Origin of the sequence: Paenibacillus sp. TC-CSREp1, from assembly GCF_050171015.1 — a bacterium.
In the GTDB taxonomy this organism is placed as follows: domain Bacteria; phylum Bacillota; class Bacilli; order Paenibacillales; family Paenibacillaceae; genus Paenibacillus; species Paenibacillus silvae.
Genome location: NZ_JBNOKM010000010.1, coordinates 59,038 through 85,859, shown reverse-complemented (window position 1 = coordinate 85,859; position 26,822 = coordinate 59,038). Strand labels below are relative to the sequence as shown.

The following is a 26,822-nucleotide window of genomic DNA, read 5'->3' as shown; positions in this document are numbered from 1 at the left end:
TTTTCGCACTTATTTTATGTGATATAAATTAACATATATAACAACTAAAACTTCTATATAAAGTTAATTTTTGCAGGAATATCAACACTTTTCTGAATGTCTCTATTTTGATAACGCATACAAAAAGTATTTTTTACAACCCATCATTCCTGCCCACTTCATTCGAACAAGCGATGTCAAAAAATATATACACACCTCTATCCAAACGATATAATAATGCTAACTCCATTTTTCTAATCAATATTTTCCAATTCGAATGTTGTAATCGAGGTGACCCTGATGAGACATTTACTTCCTACGCTGAAAGAGCTGACGCGAACAGACATGCTGATCTGCGATGAATTTCCCGTTAGCGCACTTCCTCATGCGCCTGTACATCCTGATTCCGACACTACGTTGGATCGCCCTGTATTTATTCGCTCTGCGGCGGGTAAGGCTTATTTTTATCCTGCATCCTTTGACCAGCCAGGCCCTCTAATCGAGGATGGCTCACCTACCATGTCATGCAATACACCGGTCCTATCGTCCCGCAGCTTGCCGCATCACAGCATGTTACCCGTGCCTGTGATCCCGCCAACTCTGGAGCTTGCGCAAGTTATTCCGATGTTTATCCAGAGTCCTTTTCTGATCGTCAAAAATGATCGTGACGAATGGAGCGGTTATCTCTCCGCATCCGGTATCATGAAGTCCATGCATCAGGCCCATCGCCTGATGGAAGCTTATCTCGAAACTACGCTGGAAACCGCTGGCTCTGCGCTGTCTTTGATTAATGAAGAAGCCAAGGTGGCCTACTGGACATCCGGCGCTGAACATATTTTCTCAATCAGCAAAACCGATATTATTGGTCAGCCTGCCGCCAACTTTTTCCCGCCAGAACGACTTCAATCTCTCAAAACGTTATACACTGGCGAAACAGTCTACCGCAAGCAGCACCAGCCCAGACCCGATCTGTTTACTCTGATTAACGCACGCCCGGTCAGGCTGGATGGTCGCATCGTCGGCGCCGTAGCGGCAGAGGTTGACATTACTACTGAAATTCGTCTGCATCAGGAATTGCTGCATATGACCTCCAAGGTTCAGCATCTGGAAAAAGCCGTGGCACGACTTCGTCCCGAGACCGACCCGTTTGCCCGAATCAAGGGCAGCAGTCCGATTATCCGTCAATGTCAGGAAACGATTCGCAAAATCAGCACTACTCCTGCGACAGTGCTCATTCTTGGCGAAAGCGGCACAGGCAAGGAGCTGTTCGCCAAAGCGATACATGATCTGCGCGAGCCGCAGGCTGCTCCTTTTATTGCCATTAATTGCGGAGCTATTCCTGCCTCCTTGTTTGAAAGCGAGCTGTTTGGTTACGAGAAAGGTGCCTTCTCTGGTGCTGATCCCAAGGGAAAAAAAGGCAAGATCGAGCTGGCAGATGGCGGAACCCTTTTCCTCGACGAGATTGGAGAGATGCCTTCCGAGCTCCAGGTAAAGCTGCTTCGTGTTTTACAGGAGCGGAGTTATTTCCCGGTTGGAGGAACCCGCACCAAACAGGCCAACTGCCGGATTATCGCTGCGACCAATCAGGATCTTCCCGCCATGATTGCCCGCAATCAATTCCGGGAGGATCTGTATTATCGGCTGAATGTCATCAATCTCATCATTCCCCCGCTCCGATTGCGCAAAGAGGACATCTATGAGTTAACCCAAACCTTTTTGCAAGAGTTCTCACTGCTCTATAATCGGCATATTGAAGTGATTCCGCCCGAAGTATTCAAGCTGCTGTTCCAGTACGACTGGCCCGGCAACGTGCGCGAGCTGCGCAACGTCATCGAACGTTTAACGATTCTAACGATGGATGGAGAGGTGAAACCCGAATATTTGCCAGATTCACTTACTTCTGCCGCGGGCATACCGAATCAAGAGAGCATGCCCATCCACATCTCGATGAAGCGGGAAAATGAAACCCGGAGTGAAGCTGCCTCTGGCCAACACTCCACTGCTTCTTATCAGCAGCAGTTAGATGCATATGAGGCACAGCTCCTGCTCCAATACCTGGAATCAGTTGGCGGAAACAAGCGAACCCTCGCCAAACAGCTGGGTATCTCCAGGGCCACACTGTATAACCGAATGAAGCGGCTTGGATTACAAAATGTATAACAAACGAAAACAAAAATCCGCAGGAACGGGCGTCTGCCGTCAACCTGCGGATTTTTGCGTTTCGGTTGCTGCGTTTTGGAAGGTTGTGTTTCGGATTGTTTTGTTTCAGTAATGTTATGTTTCAAAATTTTTGCGGTTGCAGATGGATTACTCACTTAGCTCCCCCTCTGTTATACGCACATGTTCCTTTACAATATTCTCGCCAAGCGGCTCAGTGCCTTTCCGAGATGACGATAGAAGGTGGCCCGGCTCATAGAACAAACCTGTGCTGCGGCAGTTGGATTGCCAGCGTGAGTCCAGTATGCGGCATGCAGCAGCTTCTGATCCTGCGGGGATACGCCATGTATTCTGCCTTCCAGCAAGTCAAGCACATATAGCTGCACCTGAATGCCACCCTTTACACCAGCAAGCTTGTCAGCATACTTCTGCAGCTCGCCCGGAGAGTGCAGCTGTCCCAGCATTTTGCGAACCTCCTGTTCAGACCACCTATTAATATGATGACCTGATGCTTGCCACCCTGCCTGTAATGGATTAACCGGCATGCCCGGATGCAGAAGTGACATCACCCAGGCACCGAACTGCCCGCTGCGAAGATCCAGCTCAAGCACATCTGCCCGATCCTCATAATGATCACATGCACGCGTAGAAGTTTCCCTCATCTGAAAGCCAATACTTCTGAGAAACAGCTTCAGATGCGGATTGGTCGCAACCAATATCGCCCTTGCCCCATCTCCCAGCAGCGACAAACGATCCAGTATCATATATCCGACCAGTTCCTCACGGGTATACCCTGGTACATCATTTCTCGCGGCAGCCAGCACCGCAAAATGGGTATCGCTCTCATCCGGGTCCTGGTTCAGCTCTTCCGGGTCAAAGCATTCATTCATTTCGTTCGGAAAATAGGTTAAAAGCAATTCGCTGGTCTCCCGGTGCACGAGCACGGTAATAAACATCGCAATGACCTCGCCCTGCTTGTCCCGCTTCAGTACAATGCCGTCCGGGTAACGCTGCGCCAATTCGTCCAGAAAGGGACCATAGTTCACAGCTTGCCAAGGTTCAACGCTGTATTCACTCCATTGTTTCATCAGCTTGTGCAGCGAAGGCAGGTCCGCCCTATCCATCGGCTCAAGCGGTGAGAACAACGAATCGTTCGATACATCGGCATACTTGCGGAACTGAAGCATCGACTCCTGACAGAGCATCAGCATCTTTCGCGCAATCTGCCGCCGCTCATGTGGGCCCGCTTGTTCATGGAGCGGCTTCAGCAGCTCAGCGATTCGAATACGCATAGCTTGCATGCGATGAGGCTCACGCTGCCGAAAATCACGCATCAGATGCACTCTCGCCATATCGTGGAGAGCCAGGCCATCCGGTGCAGAACGAATGAAGGACATTCTCTTCAGCATATGATATTCTTCTTGCTGCACATCCATATCCAATACGGCGGATAACAACTCCTGATTGGCCGCCTCCAGCAGGGTTAACACCTCTACCATCGGATGCAGACGAGGGATGGTCAGCTCCAGCAGCAGCCGGGCACTGATCATATGGGACAACTCGGCCCACTCTGCATAAGGCAGATTCCTGTCGCGATCCGCTGCCTCGACCGCAAGAGCGAGTCCAAGCGGATGTCCATCCGTCATTCTTGTAATCGTTCCCGCCACATTTGGCTTCAGTCGTCCAGCTATCGCAATATACTCTGTAATTTCATCCGCAGTAAAGTGCTGCAGCGGCATATGCACCAGCCGCTGATACAGCCGCGGGTGGGTCCGCCAAGTCGCCGCCAGTCCAGGACGGGACGCCAGTATGATGAGCACCCCGCTTAGATGAAGTTTCGCAATGAACACTTCCATAAACCAGCTTTCGAGCAGCGCAAGCTCCTCGTAATTATCAACAGCGATCACCAGCCGCCTCTTCCTCGACGTTTCTTTCACCAGAGAAAGCGGATGTGCAGCTTCTCTGCCCAACAGTTCCAGTTCAAGCCCCAGCGTGGACAAGAAATAATCCATAAACACCGAAGGTGTTGTGCCGCAGGAACGTCCATCCATCCAGATCGCTGTAGCTCCGCGGTCCCTCGACACGGACAGCATTTCTGAAAGCAGAGACGATTTACCAATCCCGCCCATTCCGGTAACTGAAAATATCGTCATAGGCGCTTCAGCATGCTCAAACCACTGCTCCAGCATCATCAGTTCTCTCGTTCGCGCGACGAAACGCTTGCCGTCCCTGACATATGTTTCTTTTTGAGCTTCACTACCGTTTCCCATACATTTCCTCCATACTGGATTCTGGCACTTCGAGTATCTTTAATCTCTCATATTTGAGACTAGATTGAGACGCGCATAAGCATATGAAATGTTAGAATCTTGATAAAAGCCAATTTATAGAAAAAAAGATACAGAAGCGCTCACATCAGATTTAAGACACCGCATCCAATACACCATGACCGCTTCTTCACACATAGAACACACCGCCCATCACCCTGAGCAAACCTCTACAGCAACGTTAACCGATTGGTTTCATGCTTCCCTTTCGTGCTTCCTTTTCGTACTCTACTCTCAGCCCGATCATTCAGGAAAGGCGGATTTGTGTGAAAAAACATCTCGATATCTGTTATTTGAGCAGGCAACTTGACATTGATCCCAAACGGCTTGAGGCGTGGCTCAATCAGCACGCACTCACCATCCCGGTTCAAGAGTTGGAACCCCAGCGGCGCTCCGGTCGTATGACGTCTCCGTATCGTCTCGCAGCACCCGGCTCATTATCTCGAGCTCCCTCTGCGAACCAATCCATTCGTTACCGAGGACGCTTCTCCAATTAAGAGGACTGGCCCTCCCCGCCCTCAATCATGGCGTTAGCAAGCAAGGCCATCTCCAGGCACAAACGTTTGTCCTGCTGCATGTAGTCCGGCCCCAACAGCTCTTCCAGCTTTTCCAGCCGATTGTACAAGGTCTGCCGATGTACGAACAGCTGTGCAGCAGCAGCTCGTTTACTTCCAAAATTCGAGAGATAAGCATGGAGTGTCTCGACCAATCTCAACTGATGGTTCCGATCATGCTCCATAAGCACTCCCAGATGGTCCATTGCAAAGGATTGCAGTAAGGAAGGCGGCATTGCTTTTAACATTTGATATATACCCATACGATCATAGAAATGAACATGTTTCATCGGTTTGACCGACCTCGCCACTTCAATAACCTGATAGGCCTCCTGAAGACTATCCTTCAGAGGGGTCAATTGATTACGCAGCCTGCCAAAGCCGGCATGAATTTCGACTTGCTTCAAGTTGGTCCCCGCAAAACGCTTGATATGCTGCGTAACGCCTTCCAGCACCTGCATCAGCTGCTGACGCGAGGAGGTTCGGGACTCTTCCTTCGCGCAGCAGAGATAGATCTGGTTATTTTTCAGCATGAGCAGGCTGGTCAGATGATTTTTCTTCAGCAATGAACGCAGCAGAACCAGAATATCCTGATGATTCGCTTCCATTCGCTCCCGTCCCGTTCCCTTCATCCGATGCTCGATCTCCAGCACACCTCCCGCGAACCAGTACTGTCCCTTCACCAGCAACCGGAGCCCCATTCGTGTTCGCGCGTGCTCCTCCTGCTGAATATGACCATTCATCAGATCCTGTATCAGTTCATTCTGGCTGCGTACCATCTTCTCTTCAAGGAATTGAGTACGAAGCGTCAGTGCCGCCGCAGCTTTGGCTGTATAATCCAGCAGCAGCTTCAGATATTCCACAGCAGTCGCAGGGTGCACTACCATGCCGATCGCCGAGAATACCTGGCCAAAACAGACAACCGGATAACAAAGCAGTGCATGCTCCTCATCCATGTGAAACCAGAGCTCTGTAGCCGAATCGTTCAGATTAAGCTGCTCTACCTCCTGGCTGTACCAGCTGTAGATGGCCTGCTCCATCTCCGGGGCAAGTCCGGGCACAAAGCTGCCCGCCTCCATAGACGAAATGTACACAATCGGCTTGGATGCATACATATGCAGCAGTTCAAGCACCGCTGACATATCTGTGCTTTGCAAGGTGCGCTGCTGCAGTTCACGGGAATAAGTCTCCAGACTCTTCAACAGCTGATGCTGGTGGTTAATAAGTAAAGAGTGAATATCCTGAGTAATCTCCACAAACCTTACCGGCTGCTCAAATACGATCAGTGGAAACTGATGCTCGTTGGCAAGTTCGATCAAGGCTTCCGGGATGCCATCAATGCTCGTTCCAAATTCCACACATAAGCCCGCCGCTTCACGATGAATCAGCTGCATCAGATAGGCTTCGCGTCCATCCTCCGACTGAAGCCATAACCCTGTGGATAAAATAAGATCATGAGGGCTTACAAACGGAGACACATTGGTGATTTCCAGAACATGAACCCAACCCACCTGACGATTCAGACCTTCTTGCCCTGCTGCAAGCCGTGCTCTTCCGAACACCGGACGTTCCAGAACATCTCTGACGGTAAATACACGGTCATTTCGCAAAGTCGATCCCTCTTAGTGTCATTTTTTCTTACATTATAATCGATGGACAGATGTCCTGAACAGGTTTTTTCGACAATATGTTGAGTCATTATTTCAAAAGCTAGACATTATGTAAGGTGCAAAACGAGACATGGAGTCATAAACTTGTAGTATAAGCTAACAACCATTAAATGGACGAGGTGCATGGCGATGAGAATCGGGTTACCCAAAGAAATCAAAAACAATGAAAATCGTGTAGCAATGACTCCTGCCGGGGCGGCTGATTTCGTACGAGCCGGGCATCAGGTCCTTGTGGAGCAAGGCGCAGGACTGGGCAGTGGATTTATGGATCAGGAATACGAAAAGGCTGGTGCGTTAATCGTCGAACAGGCCGCTCAAGTCTGGCATGATGCCGATATGATTCTCAAAGTCAAAGAGCCTCTTGCCAGTGAATACGGCTATTTCCGGCCAGGTCTGATCCTGTTCACCTATCTGCACCTGGCCGCAGAGCCTGCGCTTGCCCAGGCCCTGGTCGATCACCGTGTCACCGCTATTGCCTACGAAACGCTTGAAGTCGGCGGCTCTCTCCCGCTGCTTACACCAATGAGCGAGGTAGCGGGACGCATGGCTGCGCAGATCGGTGCGCAGCTGCTGGAGAAAACAGAAGGCGGCAAAGGCATTCTGTTATCCGGCGTGCCTGGCGTCAGCCGTGGCAGGGTCGTTATTATTGGCGGCGGTACGGTAGGTACCAATGCTGCCAAAATTGCGATTGGCCTCGGGGCAGATGTGACGATTCTGGATCTGAATCTGCAGCGTCTGCGCCAGCTGGACGATATTTTTGGCAACCAGATCCAGACGCTTGTATCGAGCCCTTCCAATATTGCGTCCGCTGTCGCCGGGGCGGACCTGCTGATCTGTGCGGTGCTGATTCCGGGCGCCAAAGCGCCGAAGCTTGTCAGCGAGCAGGTGGTGAAGACCATGGCACCGGGGTCGGTCATCGTGGATGTGGCGATTGATCAGGGCGGGATCGTCGAGACCATTGATCATATCACCACCCACGATGAACCCACCTATGTGAAACATGGTGTCGTGCATTACGCGGTGGCGAACATGCCTGGCGCCGTGCCGCGCACGTCCACGGTGGCGCTGACCAACGCCACCCTGCCTTATGCGCTGCAGCTGGCGAACCACGGTGCAGCCACCGCGATTCGCGGCAGTTCGTCCATTCGCAGCGCAGTGAATGCGCTGAATGGACATATCACGTATGAGGCGGTTGCCCGCGATCTCGGGCATGCCTATGTTCCTGCGGGACAGGCGCTGGAGAATGCCGCCGCCGTCCAGTAGGCTCTTCTGGCCGTTCCACCTGGATACAACCGTGTCCAGACTGTGGAACGCATAGAAGCGCAGCGCCTGAAGGAGAATATCTCCGGGCGGTGCGCTTCTTTTTTTTGCATAAAGGGAAGGAAAAGAAAGGGGACAGGATGCAGCTCACACACTAGACGATCCGTTCACTGCATACCTCACGAAAATTGCAATCCCGACACGCCCGGTATGAGGGCATCGGGGTGAAATAAGACATGTCCTTCGGGCGGTTGTAATATTCATCGGCTACACAGGAGCGCATCTCCTCAATATAACGCCCCACGTTCTCCTCGACCTTGCGTATATCCTCTTCCGTTGCTATAAACTCCTTATGTTTGCCGGTCAGCAGGTACTCCACCCGAATCTCGATCTGCTCCAGCGGAACCCGGTAATGCTCTCTCACATAGGCAGCGTACAGCATTAACTGATCGGAGAAATCATCCTCCTTGCCCGTCTTCCAGTCTACTATGACAATGTTGCCGTTGCTGCGCCTGTACAACAAATCCATTTTCACATACACGCGAGTGTCATGCAGCAGCATCGTATCCCATTTTTCAATCTCAAGAATGGAGGTGCTTGCACGGGACAGGTCTTCCCACGTCAGCGTCTGGTACAGATTGCGGGTGCACGCCCCGGCACGTTCCTTAATCGTTGCGACCCGGTCGCTTAACGTATCATCCCCATAATAGATTTCGGACAGCATCGTACGATTCTTCGGGTTGAGGCGCCACTGCTCGGGGTCCATCGACTCCTTATACGCCTGGTTCAGCAGATCACGCATCGTTTGCTCCAAAAAAGCTTCACGCGGCTTTGGCTTGCCATCCTCCCTGCTCCGTACTGCCGACTCACACATCCGGTGTGCGAGATCACCAAAGACCAGATACAAATTGCTCAGCTGCTTCAAACGGTACAAGCGCACCTGCATCTCGTCAGCGGATTCTGTTTTCCAGCCATTGTGGGCACCATAATAATGATAATAATATTTGCGCAGGCACTCATCGAACATATTGGCCCGCGACTGCGAATAAGACCACTGCGGGTATTGTGCCATATGAATTCTGCCTTTCTGTATATCTGCTCTCTCTCCCTGCCAGTTATACATATCGTACCGGAGGATGGGGTTGTAGCGCATCTATGCTTCATTGCTACCTCCGTCGCTCTACATAACATCGGGCTGGAAGATGCTTTTATTGCTCACAGTATAAAGCCCCTGCGCGCATGCCGCAACCCGGCTTCCGTTATTTTCATCTGCCCGCAACCGTTTAGGTTGCAATCCGTATCGTTTATATAGTTACATCAGGATACAGAAGGTTAGAACGTGTAAGGATGCTTGGAGATGCTTGGAGATACTTGAGATGCTTGGCGAAGCCGGAATGCAACTTCAAAGGGCACATCGGAAGGTGAAACAGGAGAAGTACAACTTCAAATTGGCGAATGAGAAGACAAGCAGCGCAGCGGAAGTGTACCTTCGAATAGGCAGCAGCAGAAGCGATAGCGATTGTAGAGCAGCGAAGGTATTGTAGCAATAATAAAGTAACAGTTCTTGATCCGCTATAGTACCGTTGATCACGCTATTTAACACTGCCGCAGCGCTAACGATTCCTACAAAGCTTATTTGCCCTTTTTAGAGGGTTTTTAAAATCTAACGATTCCAGAAGACGCTATTCTCCTCAATTTGGCCTATGTGAGGGTTAAAACGGGTAATTTTACTGAAATAGCGTCACTACGATTCGTTACAATTTTTATGTGCCAGTTTGAAGCCAAATAAGGCTTCTCAGATTCGTTAGCGTGGTGCGATCGTCTAAGTTACTTGTGTTATCCACCTACATGGTGCTCATACGCCCAGTTACTCGGGTTACTCACCTACATGGTGTTAATCACGACATTTTCACACAGCAGTATTCCATTAATTAATGTACAGGCATATCCCAAAGGAGGCGCCACCCATGAAGCAGCCGGATTGGTTCCAGGCGGAAGCAGCATTACAACAGATTCAAGTCATCGGAAGCGATCGCAATGAACTGGTCAATATCATCGGTGAGGCAGCAGGAATTCACTGCATTGGTGTAGGTACGGATGCGGCTGTTTTTACGTACGATCGCTTGCCGCAGTATGCCTTCAAAGTGTACTCGGATCATGCTTTAGATAAATTAAATAACGAAAAACACGTTTACACGCAGCTCCAGGGCCTGCCCTATTTCCCGACGTATTACGGCAGTGGCCGGAACATGCTGGTCATCAGTTACGAACCCGGAGACACCCTGCTGGAATGTTTGGAAAAAGGAATCGCCGTCCCCGAGCAGGTTATGCTCGATGTGGACGCAGCACGAGCAGCTGTTCGTCAGCGTGGATTGAATCCACGCGACATTCACCTTAAAAATGTCCTGCTCCAGCATGGGCGCGGCAAAGTGCTTGACGTATCGGAGTATATTCAGGAGGGCAATGATCACCGCTGGGAGCATCTGGTGTGGGCCTATCACAACATTTATCCGCGTATCAAAGGCACACCTATATCCCCCCGTATGCTGCAAACAATCAAATGGGCATATAATCAGCTGGATCAAGCCAATCTCAAAATGGAGGACCTTACAAAAAAGGCAAACCGGCTGCTCTCCCGATTTTTGAAATAAGCTGGCGGATTGCTGAGGACGTCATATGCTTTAATCACAAACTGCTATCCATCGTGCCAACCAACCCGGGTTTCGTCTCCTGCCAAGGGCCATACTCGGGTTTTTCCTTGCTCACCTTCTCCCACCCACCGCTTACGCTTGTTTCATACCCCGTGCCTGTGACGGGGTCATGCCCTTGTACTGCTTGAACAGCTTGGTAAAATAGTTTGCATTATCGCACCCGACTTGGGCAGCAATTTCGGTAACGGTAAGGCTGCTGCCCTGCAGCAGACGCACGGCTTCACTCATTCTGCATCCGTTCACGTATTCCACGAGGGTACGTCCGGTCAGCTTTTTGAACATTTTGCAGAAATGATACACATTCAGCCCCACTTGGCTTGCTGCCTCACTAACCGTCAATTTCTCCTGTGGATCGGCCTCGATCCGGGCAATTAACTGCTTGAACCGATCGCGGTTGGGAAAATATGCTCCGCCCGACCTGTCCCGTAGCTGATGCGGCATAAACGTCCGGGCCATCAAAGTAAACAGCGCATGCAGCTTGGATTTCACGACAAGTTGATATGCCGGAGGCTGAGTTGCCATTTCATCCACGGCTTCATTTAATAAAGAATAATAGGCCTCACAGGCCGCATTCTCGGCGGCTGGCTTCACCGGAAACCTCACGCTGCCCTCCAGATACGGCGCAACATATTGCTCATGCACAGGGTCATTGGCAAAATCCTGGAACAGCGCACGATTCACCACAATGGAGTCGTAATGCACGTCTCCCTCATTCAATGCATAACCGACATGGAGAGCCCCCCCTGGAATGATAATGACCTCTCCTGCCTCAGCTTCATAAGGCCGACTGTCAATATGGAACACCGCTCTTCCTTTACGCATGATGATCCATTCAAAATGCTCATGCCAATGCAGGTACAGAATGCATTCCTCGATTTTTTTCCCGGAACAACGATTCTGGAAAAGCTGAAACGGATGGGATTTATGATCAATTCGCGTATCTTCATGAAGCGCTTTCAAGTCCAGCACGACGTTCTTCCCCCTCAACACAAAATCCGACTAATAAAGCACAAAATTGTTTAGAGCCATCCCGTAGCTGCACGGCTATAATGAGTGTGTCACGAAGACTATAAGCCAATATTGGAGTGAAATACAACTATGAATTCATTGATACGCGTTGGAACCCTTGTCGGCGGCCAGGATGCCGTTCGAGTGATTCCGCAAATTATGCAGCACGGTTTTGAATCCTTTAACCTGACGTTCTGGCAAACGACGGGCGACCTTGATCTCGCCGAGACGGCCAAACGTGTGCGCGACATCGTTGACGAACAAGGCATCGTCATTTCCGCTGTCAGTGTGTTCGGTAATCCGCTCACCGGGACGGGGGATAATGCCGATACCCTGGCAAGCTGGGAGCGGGTCATTGACCATGCGCAGCTCTTCGGCGCAGATATCGTCTCCGGCTTCACGGGACGTTTGACCAACCAGCCAATTGACGAATCCATCCCTCGTTTCAAGGAAGTATTTGGTGAACTGGCACAGCGGGCGGCAGACCGGGGTGTACGAATTGCTTTTGAAAATTGTGATATGGGTGGAACGTGGCAGACGGGCGACTGGAATATTGCGCATAATCCGACCGCCTGGGAGATGATGTTTAATGCTGTGCCTGATGAAAATGTCGGGCTGGAGTGGGAGCCTTGCCACCAGATGGTCAGCTTGATCGACCCGATTCCGCAGCTCCGCAAATGGGCTCCAAAAGTTTTCCACGTACACGGCAAGGATGCAACCATCGCCTGGGATATTGTGAAGCAGCACGGTGTGCATGGTCCGCATGAATTTGTATGGCATCGCACGCCAGGGTTCGGAGACAGCAACTGGGCTGATATTATCACCATTTTGCGCCAGAACGGATATCAGGGCACCATTGATATTGAAGGCTGGCATGATCCGGTTTACCGCGACGAGCTTGAGATGACCGGGCAGGTGCACGCGCTCAACTATTTGAAGCACTGCCGCGGCGGCAGCTTTGTCCCAAACCCGGTGTAGAGACATAAACTATCTACCACATGAACATGAACATCTACGCGAGGAGTTGAACACATGACCAACACTTATCGGGTTATCATCGCAGGCTGCGGAGCCATGGCAAACACCTGGGCCGACTACGCCAAAGCACGCCCAGATACCGCCATCGTAGGGCTCGTTGACCTCTATGAACAAACCGCAGTGACGTTTGCCCAGCGGCATGGTCTGGAATGTCCTACGTTCACCAATATACGTGATGCGCTTCAAGCCACAGATGCCAACATCGTCTTCGATGTAACCATTCCTTCCAGCCATCATGATGTGGCCATGACCGCACTTCAAGCGGGCTGTCACGTCTTTGGCGAAAAACCGCTGGCAGAATCGTTCTCGGACTGCTCGGACATTGTGCAAACCGCCCGCAGCACAGGACGCATTCAGGCTGTCATGCAGAACCGCAGGTTTGATCCACGCATTCGCGCTTATCGGCAGCTGATCTCCAGTGGAACGATTGGTCAGCCGGGATATGCAGGGGCGGATTTCTTCCTCGGACCGCACTTTGGCGGCTTCCGTGACCTGATGGACAGCCCGCTCTTGCTTGATATGGCGATACATACCTTTGACCAGGCACGTTATATCCTTGGCGCAAATCCGCTTTCGGTCTACTGCCATGAATTCAATCCCCCGGGATCGTGGTATAAAGGAAATGCGATGGCGCTGTGCATTTTCGAGATGTCTGACGGGTCTGTGTTCGATTACCGCGGGTCCTGGTGTGCAGAGGGAGTACCTACATCCTGGGAAGCAAACTGGCGTGTGACGGGTGAAAAAGGAACCGCCATCTGGGATGGACACGACAGCATCTATGCTGAAGTGGTAAACACACCTACACTAGAGAACGATGGCAAGTTATCCTTCCTCCAGCGTAGTGAACGAATTGAAGCTGAGCTGCCGGTGATGGACCAAACCGGACACCACGGCTGTCTGGAGGAAATGTTTACTGCTCTCGAAGAAGGACGTCTGCCTGAGACGGATTGCAGCGACAACCAGTACAGCATGGCTATGGTTCTCGCGTCCCTCGAAAGCGCACGTACCGGACAAAAGGTGCTGATCGCTGATCTGTTGCGAACGATATAGACACTTCTCAATTGTCCTATTCAAGAAGGAATGACATACCAAGAATGCCCGGACCGCCATATTTGTGGACAGTCCGGGCTTTTAATTTTACTTATTTGCTGCCAAAATCCCTTGCTTCATCGCCTTATACACCAGCAGTGCAAACAAGCTGTTCGACCAAGCAAACCAAGGTCGTGTAAACGTGTCAGGATCATCAGCGTGAAAGCCTTCATGCATGTAACCTGTGCCCGCATCCGTCTTCTCCAGCAGGTCAATCATCGCCAGCATCTCCGCATCATTGTCTGCCGTTAACCCTTGCATGGACAGCGCCATGTGCCAGATGTACCCCGGAGGTGTGTGTGGACTACCGATGCCTTTGGCAGCTGTACCTTCATAGTAATACGGATTTTCTTTACTCAAAATAAACCGCCGTGTGTTCTGGTACACCTCATCCTGCACAGAAACATATCCAATATACGGGATCGACATCAGGCCCGGTGTGCCCGCATCATCCATAAGACAGACATTGCCATAACCGTCCGTTTCATACGCATAGATGAGTCCATGCACCGGATGACGATATGTACCGTATAAAGCGATGCCGTGCCGGATTTCTTCCTCCAGCTTCGCCATACGGCTCACCAGCTGTTCATCCCGGAACACCCATCTCGCCATCTCCCCCATCTGGCTGAGCGTAACTGCGGCAAACATATTCGCCGGGATATTATAATGAAAATCACAGGCATCATCACTTGGACGAAAGCCGGACCAGATCATGCCCGTATAGTTTACCGGCATCCCAAGCCCTTCATTGCGCAGTGTATCGTGAGCCGGACAGTTACGCCGCATGAACCGATACGGAGATTGCTCTGTATGCCGCTGCTCCATTTCCCACAGCTGCAATATCTGTTCCATGACCCTTTTAAAACGTTCATCAAAAATATCCGTAAGCTCCGTCTCACGCCAATATGTATATGCGAGCTTCATCGAGAAACACAGGGAATCCAGCTCGAACTTCCGCTCCCACACCCAAGGCGACATATCTGTCTCATCATTGGCATCCCAGTGCCAGCCATTAGCTGTTTCATTAAATGCGTTCGCATACACATCCATGTCTGCATAAAAAGTATGTCGTTTAATCAAGCCTCCGATAATTCGCTGCAGCTGCGTGTCTTGCTTCGCAAGCGGCACATAATGCATGACCTGCTCGACCGAATCGCGCAACCACATGGCGGGAATATCTCCCGTAATAACAAAGGTGGTACCGTCATCTAACAGCTTGGTCGTCGTCTCCAGTGTGTTCGGAAAACAATGGCGAAACTGTGCCAGCAGTCTTGGCCTGTGCTGTAATTGCTCATCCGCTTCAGCTAACACATCCAGGACAGCTTGAGGCAATTCAAGGTCAGGCATCGGGATTTTAGGTAATCTGAATTGTTCGATGGGAGTCCTCTCCGTTTCTGTGTAAACCGGCTAATCAACCTGTTTAGATTTTAAAATAATATTGTTATTTTTGTTATTATAATTTATAATAACGTTATTACCTGTAAGTGTACTTGTTCTATGTATGTACGTCAATTCACATTTCTTTCAGCTGTTCGTAAAAACAAGTCATTGATATGTCCTATTAAAAGGAGTAACGATATGTCTCGAAAAGTATCCATCCAGACGCTGGCTGACCAGCTCGGATTGTCCAAATACGCCGTATCCCGCGCGCTCAGCGGCAAAACGGGTGTCAGTGAATCGACACGTGCACGTGTGCTCGAGCTTGCCCGCGCGCTAGGCTATCGTCAAAATACACCAGGCTCGGCAAGCCATCCCGCAGGACCCAATCCAGCTAATGCTGCCGAGCCCCCATTCGTCCTCATCTGTATGAATCAGCTTAACCGAGGCGAGCCGCACTATTGGCAGCGTGTCCTGTCAGGGATTATCTCTGGCTGTAACGAGCAAGGCTGGCATCACGTAATTGTGTCCCCTTCGCTCGATATGCCTGCCAAAGACATCACACCTGAAAAAGCGATCGCACCTCATCTCGACTGGACACGCTGTGCCGGAATTATCGTTATGGGCGCTTTCCCGCATACCGTGCTGCAAACGCTGGCACAGACCGGGCGTCCCATGATTTTGGTCGATCATCAGGAGCCCCTGCTGAACTGTGATACGATCAGCCACGATAATCTGGAAGCAGGCATTATGGCAGCCAGATATCTCATATCGAAGCAGTGCAGACGCATCGGCTTGATTACCGATGATGGACGTGCCGCCAGTTTTGCGCAGCGCAAGATCGGGATTGAGCTGGCTTTGAATCATTTTCATACCGAAGCGAGTGAAGCCGTTAGCTTTAAAACCTGGAATGTTGCTTATGAAAACGGGAGATGGGTAGACAAGCTTGCCGCTGCGATCGAGCGACTCCCCGTCGAAGAGCGCCCTGATGCGTGGATTGGCGCCAATGACGACATTGCTCTGCAATGGATGCACAGACTGCAACAGATGGGCATTTCCGTACCTGGGCATTGTCTCGTGATCGGGATTGATAACGTGTACACAGCAGCCACCTCCTCTCCCCCTCTGACAACAGTACATCTGTGCAAAGAGGAGCTTGGACAACGTGCCGTCGAAGCCTTGCAGCGCCGCATCGAGCGGCTTGGCACTCCGAAGGAAACCGTCATGTTATCAACCACGTTGATTCCGCGGGAATCGGCGTAGAGTAAAATATCTACAAACAAGTCAGGAATAATTCTAAACAAAAAAGAGGACCAAATGTTAGGTCCTCTAGACGGCTATTAAACACGTAGAATTAACTTTCGCTTTGGGATACCAACTTCTCTACTAAGAGCCCACAATTTCTCCAATGCAATTCTTCGTAAATTCTTCCATTATATTTCATATCCATAATTTCATATATCTCACTTATATATTGAGAAATTTCCCGTGATAAAGGATTTATGCCTATTAATTTATTAATTTGAATGATTGTATCGTAAAAATATTGGTATGTTTCGCTCAAATCATCGGCCCAATGTTGTGTTAAAATTAATTGACGCATTTCCACAATTGTTTTCTCTACTTCAAATAATGAAGTTAAGTACCTTGGTTTAACATCATAGAGATCAGAAAACTTCCCTTTAGACAATGAATCAGAAATAACATAATTGTAAGAAAGAAGTTTTAGAAAGAGACTAATACGCTGTTGACAATATGTTACTGCTTTTAAGACCTCTGGTTTTATGTCATCAAGTTGTTTTATATCGTCCAGAATATTAATCACATAGTTCTCAAACCAATCTAGATCAGATACTGATTCTTTATCGTCTTCTTTTATATTTAAGCCGTAGTACTTCTCCAACGTATTGTTTAATTTTTTCAAATTAGATATGCCCTCAGCTAATTCAAAGAAGGAATTTAAATAACTTTTTTTATAAACAATCTCAGAAGTAGTAATGATTAGCCCAATATCACCAATGAAAAATTGAATTAAGGATTGTTCATGATTATCAAGAATATTATCTAATCTTATCTTTTCATTATTATCTCCAAATATAAAAGGCTTTGAGGCGACTTCCCTAGATAAACTATCGAGAAAAGAAGGGGCTATAGCCAATAATTTGACGGTAATAGTTTTATGATTAAATAATTCAAGAATCTCTTTTGCTTGAACTTTCCCCTGTTTGAGTAAAGATATAATTACATCAAAAACTGTTTCCAGACGCTTCTTAGCAAGACTAATTTCTTCCGTCCCCATCTTATTCTTTATCGCCTCTATAAAAGGTAATATCCCATCAATGCTAGTGATATCTGTAAGTAATTCACTTTGTTTATCAATTAGGCTTAACCTATGTTCAGTTTTAGTGATGATCTCTTGTAAATACTCTTCTCCTTCTGTTCTTTGAAAAAGAATCACATGATATAACTTAATTTTCATCTCTTGTAAAATAATCTCACTTTCTTTAAAGAGACTTCTAGATATATCATATAGCATGTATTCTTTAATTACTTTAGATTCACATTTTGAAAGATAATTAATCATATTTCCAGATTTAATTATTAGTTCATACTCTTCTTCAAATAAGTATTTAATCATTGCTATATTGAAAATTATACGGTGAAGCTCTGCCTTTTTTGCATTTTCAGCAAAATAAGGATTTCCCTCATCTTGATAAAGCCTGTCTAAAAACATGAGAGCTTCTTTTGATTCTCTTAAGATACGTTTTAATCTTCGTGGATTATTTATTTTTTCTTGAAACAGTTGAAGTTCATTCTCATCTTTCTTTAATTGAGTTTCAATATTTTGAAGATTATCGCCTTCCTTATTTTTACGTTGTAACTTCTCTTGATAACTCTTGTGCGTCTTATCAAAAATAGATACAATTCCTTTTTCAGTTTGATCCATGAATGTTATGGCTTTATCCTTTAATATATTCATTTCCTCAGAGATAAAACCCAGAGAATTGTTTTCTATCAAAGACAGTTTGTTATGGTTTAAGTAATAAGTTAGAGTCTCGCGATAGCTTACTTTCTCTAGATCAAATCGCTTCCCTATGAACTTATCCAAATAATCATGCGTGATCTTCTCGCCAATTACTAAATTATAGTTCATCAGAAATAAAACTCCACAATATTTGAAATCCACAAGCTCTTTTATAAAAATTAATGTTTCAAGCATCGTGCTTTTTTCCACTCTATCAAAGTCATCAACTACAATATATAGCCTGCGCATCCTTTCTTTTGATGAATATAACAACATTTGATGTATGTCCTCTTCAAGGCGCCTTTTCGTTTCTCTAAACTCCTCAGTTTTCTCATTCTCAAATACACCTAAAATTTCAACGAAAACATCAATTTTGTTGTTTTCTACTAACTTTCCAAATTGCTCGACATATTTTTTAATAGCACTGCCCTTACCTGTATATATTCCACTCTCCTTTAAGATCACTTCTAGTTCGCGAAAGAAAAAATTGATAAGTTTTTCTCTGGTATCAGTAATTGTTGGTTTAAGAAATACAACTTTATTTTTATCCTTTTTCAGTTCAGAGGTTAGCACCTGAATTAAGCTACTTTTCCCCTCACCAAAAGCTGCATTAATTGCTAACGCAAAAGGCTCTTGATATTCCTGTAATGTAATGTATCTTTTTATTCTTTCTAGCTCTCTCTTTCGAGTAGGGAATAATTGATCAGCATTTTTAATTTCTTGATCAGCCTCCTCTTCCGTTTCGTTAAGAGAATGAAGCATTGTCGATGAAACGTTTAATGAATTATATAAACTAAAAAGAATAAACAAAATACTGATTAAGTTGATACAATCGACAATTTCCCAATTTGATGAAACTATAGTAAAAGGAACTGAGGTAAGTCCGGCAAAATATAAAGCCTGAATTAATCTCCCTTCAAGTTTCCTCTTCGTTTTCCAGTATAATATTCTCTCTTTTACATATAAAATAACTATAAAATAAGTGATTAAAATAATTAGAGGAGAACTCTTCAAAAATGTTTCAACCCACTTTATATTCATAGAAATAATCAATAGTAGCCAACCAATTCCACAAACAAACAATATGTGATATACAAAATGGGATATTATCCGCCACTTAAAATCTCTATATTTATAAATTGAAATCAATATGTAATAACTAGCCAAAAAAACTAAAACAATTGAAAAAATAGTTTTATGCATACCGTATGCTGCCACAATACGCATTAAAAAGGCCTGCATCTCTTTTCCTAAAACCCCCAAAAAATTTGTTAGTAAATCTGTCATCCATTCAACCAATAAGAAAACCTCCACCGTGACTAGTTTCATTAAACTTAAGATGAATCTATTTGAATAGTACCATACATAGGATTTTGATCAATAGAATTACTGGAATTAAGCCTCAATTTTGCTGTCCTATTACTATTTACTGAAAGACAGAAAAAGAAATCCGGATATATTTGAAAAGACCCCATTAGATGAAATGGGATCTCTGAATTTTGTATGCTTAAACTCGAACTGAAAATTTTATACTTAACACTAAATTGATTTTCTACTCATTAATGTTTAGCTCTATAACCTACTGTTATTTATCCCAAGGCATGGTTGGATAATTCGCCAGTTTTATGCTCCAATCCACATCACGGAAATCCCGATGAACCGTCGTTCGTTTTAATGTCAATTTTGTACCACTATCTTTATTAAAGCCGTGAACAATGAACTTGAGATCTTTGACAACGTACTCTTCGTTGAAATTCGGCGCTTCTCGAATACCCATTACTTCAACGGCGTATTCTCGGCCTTCAGGGTCTGTTGCAACCCACTGATCACCATAAAATTCATTCTGGAAGACACCTTCTCCTTCGAGAACAAGTGGAGCTTTTTCCTTCGATTCGCCTTTTGCCGAGTTATAGGATTGCTGCGATGATTGGTAACTATATTCAAATAAATCTATTTGGTCGCCAAGTTGATTAATAGAGGCAAATAAACGATATGGATTATCCTTCCTTGTTAGATCAATATCCATCGTCTGTTCTTCTTTAACTGGCAGCGTATAACCGTCCAGTACAAAGCGCATATTCTCGGCATTAAGTGTCACTATCGACGGGTCCCATGTCTCAGAGAGCTTCAGCGGTCCTCCCTCACTCACTTGACTCCAATCCCGATAACGGAATTTGGCATAGCGTGCATTGGGTCTGCTGCCGTTGAAAATCCGGTACTCATTCGTTCCCGGAATCTCGATATGATACAAAATGTCCATACTCTTTCCCCAATCATTACCTGCTTTTGCGCGAAGCTTGTCGTTCAGATTCACTTCCAGATCAACCCGTGTTCCGTTTGGTGTCTGCACCAAATGGGTCATATCCAACTCCAGCCCTTCCGGTGTTGTATACGGTGTATTCATTAGCGTTTCTACGGACATGGCTTTGGCTTTGGTCATATCCAGCTTGAACTGGAAACTCCAGTCTACTGTAACTTTCTTGTCTGTGTAGGATTTGGTTTCAAAATTAAAACCCTGTCCTACATTTAAATGTCCGAATTCTCCACGCACGATTACCTCATCCGGGATGTCCCGGTGTAGTTGGAACACCAGCTTATCTAGAGAGCCACTATTTGGTCTAGTATCATGTGCAAGCGTTGCAACGTCTTTGCTGTTTATATCCATAATATGGATATTTTCTATGTTGGAATTCAAAGCATATATTCCCGAGCCGTCGGGCGCAGTTTGCTGCAGCATGAGTATAATTTGGGAACCGTCTACAAGCACATTCTCGATTTTCAGTTTGTATCCCTGATCATCAATATTAATATTAGGGTTCACCACAAGTCCAAGCGGCTGGAGGCGTTTGTAGTCATCCGCCAGATTGGCATATCTCAGAATCTCAGGCACAGGAATATCTGGCAAGGGGGGAATGTTCAAAGCGTTGACAGGAGATTGAGCTGGCTCTTCCGTTGTCCGATCCCAAGCAGCCCAAGCCCCTCCTGCAATTAGCACTGCAGCCGCGGCGACGATCCCTGTTTGATAAATCCATTTGCTCTGCCGTGCTTTGGCCGCTTCCCATGGCACCTTTGCATGAGGCTCTTCCATAGACACATAATCCAGCTTTTGCATCACCTTGCATGTGAAATCCACATCGGGTTCCTCGCGAAACAAATCCTCTTCCCACTTGCGATTTTGCTTCTCCTGCTCACTTGAAATAGGCTTCATAGGTTGATATCCCTCCTTTACGTTCCATCTGCTTCCTTAACGTTTTCTTTCCACGATACAGCGCATTACGTACTTGCACTTCTCTCATATCAGTAATTGCCGCTATCTCTTCATAAGTCAGCTCATTGGTATATTTCAGGAGCAATACCAGACGGTACGTTTCCGGTAGCTGTTCAAGCTGACGATGGATTTCGCGCTGCATCTCCTTATGCAGCAATCGTTTCTCCGGCGTTTCTTCACTGACAGGTTCAATCTCATGATCGGCAGACATTACAGGTTTCTTTTTTCGTACGTGATCCCTCATAATATTCACCGCAATGGTATACACCCAGGCCGCGAAGCTGCTTCCCTCTCTCCTGGTCGGCAGATAGCGATAGATTCGAATAAATGTATCTTGCGCGAGATCCTGGGCATCCGGGTGACTTGCGCCCATTCCGCGCATAATGCCGTAGACTTTATTTTTATATCGATCCACGAGCACACTGAATAGCTGTTTGTCCCCATCTATAATGCGCTGAATCAGTTCCTCCTCGGGTACCAGATGTGTCATGTAATCCTCCTTCTCTACAGCGTCCATGCATGGTTCTGTACTATATAGACGGAAGCCGTCTCCGAAACTTCTCACTTGATCTAAAAAAAAGAATTCACCCTCTCCAGCCATCGCTGAACGGGTGAACTCACATAATCGCAGAACGGTTGAACTCACTTATACGAAGCTATTTCCAGTCATTGCATAGAACCTTCTCATTGTCCGCCGTTCTTCTCCGCCACAAAATCCGCAAGCTGGGCATAAATATCCACAATCTCCTCCATTGACATACGTACAAGTCCGCTGGAGGAAGGTGCAACAAACTCCTGAATTTCCTTCACGATCGGGTCATCCTGGAAGCCCCATTGCACTTTAGTTCGTTTGCTGTATTGCGTGTACACGCCCTTACCTACAAAACAAGCGATATCCGGCCGGTACTTCTCCAGCTTATTCCGCAAAATCTCGCGTCCTTCTGCATACTCTTCCTTCGTAATATCCTCAATCCCTTTGGTTGGACGAGCCACAATGTTGGTAAAACCGTACCCCAGCTTTAGTAATTCTCCATCCTCTGTTGCATCATATAGACGTGGCGTTAGCCCCGAACGCTCCAGAATACGCCAGAAGCGATTACCCTTATACGCATAATGGTGGCCCGTCTCTCCTGAGGTAATGCTTGGATTAAAGCCAATAAACAGTATAGATAAACCTTTATCCAGATGATCCGGGATCATGGTGCGGCACCTCCTGAACTTTTTTGACCAAATTCTCTTGCTGTTGTGTATAAAATGATATAATGGGTGAAGTGTTTTTCGCAAAGATCTGAAATTTTCATGAAAAAGGAAGTTGAACTGATGATTGCAGACATCATGTTAGAAGTCGTCCTGCCCGTCTTTCTCCTGATCGCTGTCGGGTCCTGGATGCAAAAGGTGTTCAAGCTGGACTTGTACACTCTTGCCAAAATCAATTTCTATTGTATTACCCCCGCAGCCGTCTTTATGAGCATGTATCACTCCAATATGTCAGGCGAGCTGTTAGGTACAGTTACTCTATTCTATGCGATCTATGTACTCATTCTCTATATTATAGGCTCTGTTGTTACCCGCTCATTCCGTATGAACAAAGGCATGAAAGCCGCTTTTAATAATAGCATTATGCTGGATAACGCAGGAAACTATGGTCTGCCGATCAATGCACTGGTATTCCGGGGTGACCCGCTGGCCTCCTCCATTCAGGCATTGGTCATGTCCCTGCAGTCTTTACTCACCTTCACCTACGGGGTGCTGTCTATCCAGGGGGCGAAGCTCAAAGGAAACTATCGCGCGGTAATTATCGGTTTTCTGAAAATGCCTGTACCGTATGCGCTGCTGCTCGGCATTTTGTTTCAAGCCTGGAAGCTGCCCTTGCCTACGTTTCTGTCCATGCCGCTTACCTATGCACAGCAAAGCATGGTCGCTGTCGCTCTGCTGACACTTGGAGCGCAGATTGTGAAATATCCCATCCGCTTATACCGTCTTGATGTGTATATTAGCACATTACTGCGTCTGCTGGTGGGTCCGGCGATTGGAATCAGCATCGTGCTGCTGCTTGGCCTACAAGGCGTAGCGGCTCAGGCGCTCATTATCGCCTCCGGCATGCCTACCGGGGTCAACTCCTCGATTCTTGCAGAGGAATATGATAACGAGCCTGATTTTGCTGCACAGACTGTACTGATCTCAACTTTGCTTAACATTATAACGATTACGGCTTTGATCTCGTACGCCAAAACGTTCTGAAACAGATTTTGTTCTATAAAAGTAGATTACAATTCACCAATTTCGATTTTAGAATAAACCTTATCACAACTTAAAATAAGCCCACATCCCTAATTAGGATTTGTGGGCTTTTCTCATTCGGCTTCATTCTTCTCGTGTACAGGAATAAAGTCTTACGGCAAGCTCTTATATAACCCGACCATGGAACTGTTTCGCGCGTCAAAAGCCTATTATCCGTTGCGAAAATACGTTTCGCACCTTAAAATAATTGGGTAATCATTCATGGAAGTTTGTTTATTTGTTATGCAATGGAAAATATTATGCTTGCTACTTCGATGACAGAATAGTCCTGCGAAACCTATATCGCAATTTATCTACATATCTTCATTATCATTTCCACGAGGTGAATGTTGTGACAAGAATTGTTGTACCACCTGAGAAACTTGAGGAAATTTCTAACCAATTTGCCCAGGCTTCGGAACAAAGCCGAAACATGATTAGCAACCTGAGCAGACAAATTAGTTCGTTACAAAGTCAATGGTCCGGCATCACGCATGAGCGTTTCTTTCAGAACTTTCAGGTGGCACACCGGCAAATGGCGAACTTCTCCACTTCGGTATCTTCCATTGGTGTAGAACTGAAAACGATTGCCTCTCGTTTCGCCCAGGCAGATCAGTCTCAAGGCCAAGGGGTGCAAACGAATGGAGGTCAATCTTCCTCTAACAAAGCGGTTAAAAACACGTTATCAGATTTGTATGATCAAGGAAGCAAGTCTTGGGACAAGATCAGCGGAATTCATGGGAACGTAGCAATGATTGGCACGGGTATATATTCTGCTTTGGCTACGTCTATGGTGCTTTCCAAAACGGTTCATTTCAAGGTAGATCCCCGCAACTCCTCCCGCACCAAAATTCATAATGCTCCTTGGGTGAAGGGTAAGGGTGATTCCTTTTTAAGTAACATGGCACGTAAACTAGATAAGCAATTCCGCAACCCTGGGCTGATTATGAAAGGGCTAAAGGGATTTGATACACTTGCTGGAAAATTAAAGGTTGGTGATATCGGGCTCGGATTCAGTAAAGCCAACAGCTTTGGTCAATGGACCCGAAATGTTATCGCCGGCGTAAATAAAGGCCAATATGGGATGAAAATTTCCAAAATTCCTACAATGATCAGCAAAAAGCTGTTTCCAATTAACGTAGGACTGAATATCTGGGATGAAGGGGTCAAAACAGTTTCCAAGATGAAGGAAGGTACCTTGACCAAAACGGATCTTGCCGTTTCCGCATCCAATGTTGTGATTAAGTCTGCTTCTGCGGGAGCCGGGGCAGTTGTTGGCGGAACCTTTTTAGGTGCAATATTGGGGCCTCCTGGGGCAGCTGTAGGTGCTTACGTAGGTGGTAGCATAGGAGCGTGGGCAGGTAATCATATAGCAGGTGCAGCGGAAAAAGGGATACGGTGGCTTACAAGTCATTTCAAATAACCTCACCATCATATTTTTATAACATATTCTTCATGGAAAGTGAGTTGGTTGAATATTGATGGAGTCTATCAAATTTAGTCGTTCAGTAGTCCTGTTAAGAGTTGTAGGCACCCTAATCATTATGATTCTAGGCAGCGTGATGATCCTGGATCTTAAAAATATGACACTAGGCTGGTTTCGCCCTCTCTTTTATGTTGTCATATTTGTTTTATCCATTTGGTATGTTTTCCCGGCCTTCTGCAGATTGGCCTTCTTTCTTTTTTCGAGAACGACGCTTATCTCATTCGACCAGTATCACGTGACTGCCAGGGATGGTAGATCCATACCTTGGTCCAATATTAAGCGAATAGAAGTGGTTGGAGATACGATCAATAATATTGGGCAACCCGTACCTAGGTTATATCGTTTCACTCTTTTGGATCGATCGCAAGTTGATATGTCTACTTATCATCTTCTAACTAATCAACAATTTACAGACGGTGCGAAAAAATTACGTACAGCCTGGTCTCAAAATAAACATCGCAAGGTGGATAAGTAATATTAATTCGAGTATAAAGGACCATATGAATTGAAAACAAACATATGCTATTTCAAAGAGTAGAATTATGGAGCCTATCCCCCATCATTTAAATCGAAAGAAGGCGATTAAAATCATGAATAAATCTCTAGTTACTTTATCCATCGAAGAATTCGGATTTGCGCTCGCCACCCTTGGCGCAGAAGACATTGCCGCAGGACTTTTAAAACCAATGTATGGTGAGCTATCTGAACAACACTGGGAGCTTATTCTAAGAGCGGCCTCTCACAGCCTGTTATCTAAAGGGCTCATCGTACGTATGGAAGACATGGAGGTTGAGATTGAGCCAGAGTTTCTGAAGATGTTAATGCATTTCGCCCAAAGCCGCAGCATGCTTCGTGCCTATTCGGACTGCTTTGGACAAGAAAAGGTGCTAACCATTCACCAAGGTACAGATAACAACGATTCATACTTGTATCACTTGGCCGTGGATCAACGTGTGCACCTGTTCACTTGGACAGAACCGAAGGAATGGGAAGAAGAGTTATTCCAGTTTTACACAGGACAACAGGGGGCATTCTTTGATCAGATGACTCAATTTACAATAACGGAAGAACAATGGAATGTGCTTACAGACGAGAATAAACACACTTCATTAGAAACCTTCACGAGTGATTGGGAACTTTCCTCAGAGGCATGTGAGTTACTATCCCGTTGGTATAAGGCTTTTGAAGCTTCTGGTCGCCAAGTAGACAACCTAAGTATTATCCGTTATACCAGCGACCAAGCGGAAGTACCTTTGCCAGATCACACACTGCTCATGCTTCGTACCGATCAAGGCCTCTGGAGCATTTCCAGTGCTAACACTAACAGCGATAATCTCAGCATCGAGATTACTCAGCATTCCGCTACATCCCTTCGTAAACAATTGCGGGCTTGGATTGATTGCTTCGCAACCCCTGTCTCTAATCCTTAAACATATATCTAACACAAAGAAGTCCAAGTGCAACGATTCAACGCTGCGCTTGGACTTCTTCTATGTTGCACCTGGTCTGATAAGCATTACAAAATCAGAAATTCCCAAGTTCAATTCATGAAAAAGTATACGCATAGAAGGGAGTATGCTAAACTTCAGA

At 46.6% G+C, this 26,822-nt stretch carries 20 protein-coding genes; 11 read left to right on the top strand and 9 right to left on the bottom strand.

Annotated elements, in window-relative coordinates; all coding sequences use genetic code 11:
• The first annotated feature begins 279 nt into the window (after window positions 1-279).
• On the top strand, window positions 280-2,139 hold the full coding sequence (locus ACQSGY_RS16610) for a sigma-54 interaction domain-containing protein (RefSeq protein ID WP_427052697.1): 1,860 nt from the start codon (window positions 280-282) through the stop codon (window positions 2,137-2,139).
• Between the two features lie 188 nt (window positions 2,140-2,327).
• Here the strand turns inward: ACQSGY_RS16610 and ACQSGY_RS16605 are convergent, their stop codons facing one another.
• Window positions 2,328-4,406, bottom strand: a complete 2,079-nt coding sequence (locus ACQSGY_RS16605; protein WP_427052696.1) for a hypothetical protein — start codon at window positions 4,404-4,406, stop codon at window positions 2,328-2,330.
• 350 nt (window positions 4,407-4,756) lie between these two features.
• Here ACQSGY_RS16605 and ACQSGY_RS16600 point away from each other — a divergent pair, with 350 nt between their 5' ends.
• A complete protein-coding gene (locus tag ACQSGY_RS16600; protein ID WP_427052695.1) occupies window positions 4,757-4,960 on the top strand; it encodes a hypothetical protein in 204 nt (67 codons plus the stop codon).
• Here the strand turns inward: ACQSGY_RS16600 and ACQSGY_RS16595 are convergent.
• Window positions 4,957-6,627 (bottom strand): PucR family transcriptional regulator, encoded by a 1,671-nt coding sequence (locus ACQSGY_RS16595; RefSeq protein WP_427052694.1) that lies wholly within the window; start codon window positions 6,625-6,627, stop codon window positions 4,957-4,959. The genes ACQSGY_RS16600 and ACQSGY_RS16595 overlap by 4 nt on opposite strands.
• A 189-nt stretch (window positions 6,628-6,816) precedes the next feature.
• On the opposite strand from ACQSGY_RS16595, the gene ald reads away from it, so the two are divergent.
• Window positions 6,817-7,950 (top strand): alanine dehydrogenase, encoded by a 1,134-nt coding sequence (ald, locus tag ACQSGY_RS16590; protein WP_111271596.1) that lies wholly within the window; start codon window positions 6,817-6,819, stop codon window positions 7,948-7,950.
• Between the two features lie 151 nt (window positions 7,951-8,101).
• Here the strand turns inward: ald and ACQSGY_RS16585 are convergent, their stop codons facing one another.
• Entirely contained in the window at window positions 8,102-9,019 is a 918-nt protein-coding gene (locus tag ACQSGY_RS16585) for a RecB family exonuclease (RefSeq protein ID WP_427179455.1), read from the bottom strand.
• Between the two features lie 289 nt (window positions 9,020-9,308).
• Here ACQSGY_RS16585 and ACQSGY_RS16580 point away from each other — a divergent pair, with 289 nt between their 5' ends.
• Window positions 9,309-9,491: a hypothetical protein gene (locus ACQSGY_RS16580; protein WP_427052693.1), complete on the top strand. Its 183-nt coding sequence runs from the start codon at window positions 9,309-9,311 to the stop codon at window positions 9,489-9,491.
• Between the two features lie 423 nt (window positions 9,492-9,914).
• On the top strand, window positions 9,915-10,598 hold the full coding sequence (locus ACQSGY_RS16575; protein WP_427052692.1) for a serine/threonine protein kinase: 684 nt from the start codon (window positions 9,915-9,917) through the stop codon (window positions 10,596-10,598).
• Window positions 10,599-10,730: 132 nt separating this feature from the next.
• Here the strand turns inward: ACQSGY_RS16575 and ACQSGY_RS16570 are convergent, their stop codons facing one another.
• The gene (locus ACQSGY_RS16570) at window positions 10,731-11,627 is read right to left on the bottom strand and encodes an AraC family transcriptional regulator (RefSeq protein WP_427052691.1); all 897 of its coding nucleotides are present in this window, start codon (window positions 11,625-11,627) and stop codon (window positions 10,731-10,733) included.
• Window positions 11,628-11,756: 129 nt separating this feature from the next.
• Here ACQSGY_RS16570 and ACQSGY_RS16565 point away from each other — a divergent pair, with 129 nt between their 5' ends.
• Both ACQSGY_RS16565 and ACQSGY_RS16560 read left to right on the top strand, forming a co-directional pair.
• Window positions 11,757-12,644 carry a sugar phosphate isomerase/epimerase family protein gene (locus tag ACQSGY_RS16565; protein ID WP_427052690.1) on the top strand — a complete coding sequence of 296 codons (888 nt, stop codon included), beginning with the start codon at window positions 11,757-11,759 and terminating at the stop codon, window positions 12,642-12,644.
• A 54-nt stretch (window positions 12,645-12,698) separates the two neighbouring features.
• Entirely contained in the window at window positions 12,699-13,754 is a 1,056-nt protein-coding gene (locus ACQSGY_RS16560) for a Gfo/Idh/MocA family protein (protein ID WP_427052689.1), read from the top strand.
• A gap of 87 nt (window positions 13,755-13,841) precedes the next feature.
• On the opposite strand, the gene ACQSGY_RS16555 is transcribed toward ACQSGY_RS16560, so the two are convergent.
• A complete protein-coding gene (locus tag ACQSGY_RS16555) occupies window positions 13,842-15,173 on the bottom strand; it encodes a glycoside hydrolase family 125 protein (protein WP_427179453.1) in 1,332 nt (443 codons plus the stop codon).
• A 201-nt stretch (window positions 15,174-15,374) separates the two neighbouring features.
• Here ACQSGY_RS16555 and ACQSGY_RS16550 point away from each other — a divergent pair, with 201 nt between their 5' ends.
• Entirely contained in the window at window positions 15,375-16,436 is a 1,062-nt protein-coding gene (locus ACQSGY_RS16550; protein WP_427052688.1) for a LacI family DNA-binding transcriptional regulator, read from the top strand.
• A gap of 91 nt (window positions 16,437-16,527) precedes the next feature.
• Here the strand turns inward: ACQSGY_RS16550 and ACQSGY_RS16545 are convergent, their stop codons facing one another.
• From ACQSGY_RS16545 to ACQSGY_RS16530, 4 genes are all read right to left on the bottom strand, one after another.
• On the bottom strand, window positions 16,528-19,497 hold the full coding sequence (locus ACQSGY_RS16545) for a P-loop NTPase fold protein (protein ID WP_427052687.1): 2,970 nt from the start codon (window positions 19,495-19,497) through the stop codon (window positions 16,528-16,530).
• A 286-nt stretch (window positions 19,498-19,783) separates the two neighbouring features.
• Complete coding sequence (locus tag ACQSGY_RS16540) at window positions 19,784-21,406, bottom strand: hypothetical protein (RefSeq protein ID WP_427052686.1); 1,623 nt, start codon at window positions 21,404-21,406, stop codon at window positions 19,784-19,786.
• Window positions 21,387-22,031: an RNA polymerase sigma factor gene (locus tag ACQSGY_RS16535; protein ID WP_427052685.1), complete on the bottom strand. Its 645-nt coding sequence runs from the start codon at window positions 22,029-22,031 to the stop codon at window positions 21,387-21,389. Before ACQSGY_RS16535 ends, ACQSGY_RS16540 begins: the two co-directional genes overlap by 20 nt.
• Before the next feature lie 119 nt (window positions 22,032-22,150).
• Window positions 22,151-22,666, bottom strand: coding sequence for a mismatch-specific DNA-glycosylase (locus ACQSGY_RS16530; RefSeq protein ID WP_427052684.1), 516 nt, complete (start codon window positions 22,664-22,666; stop codon window positions 22,151-22,153).
• Window positions 22,667-22,786: 120 nt separating this feature from the next.
• Here ACQSGY_RS16530 and ACQSGY_RS16525 point away from each other — a divergent pair, with 120 nt between their 5' ends.
• The 3 genes from ACQSGY_RS16525 (at window position 22,787) to ACQSGY_RS16515 (ending at window position 26,662) form a co-directional block, all read left to right on the top strand.
• A complete protein-coding gene (locus tag ACQSGY_RS16525; protein WP_111271606.1) occupies window positions 22,787-23,707 on the top strand; it encodes an AEC family transporter in 921 nt (306 codons plus the stop codon).
• A gap of 391 nt (window positions 23,708-24,098) precedes the next feature.
• Window positions 24,099-25,169: a WXG100 family type VII secretion target gene (locus ACQSGY_RS16520; RefSeq protein WP_427052683.1), complete on the top strand. Its 1,071-nt coding sequence runs from the start codon at window positions 24,099-24,101 to the stop codon at window positions 25,167-25,169.
• A 653-nt stretch (window positions 25,170-25,822) separates the two neighbouring features.
• A complete protein-coding gene (locus ACQSGY_RS16515; RefSeq protein WP_427052682.1) occupies window positions 25,823-26,662 on the top strand; it encodes a hypothetical protein in 840 nt (279 codons plus the stop codon).
• The last annotated feature ends 160 nt before the right edge of the window (window positions 26,663-26,822 follow it).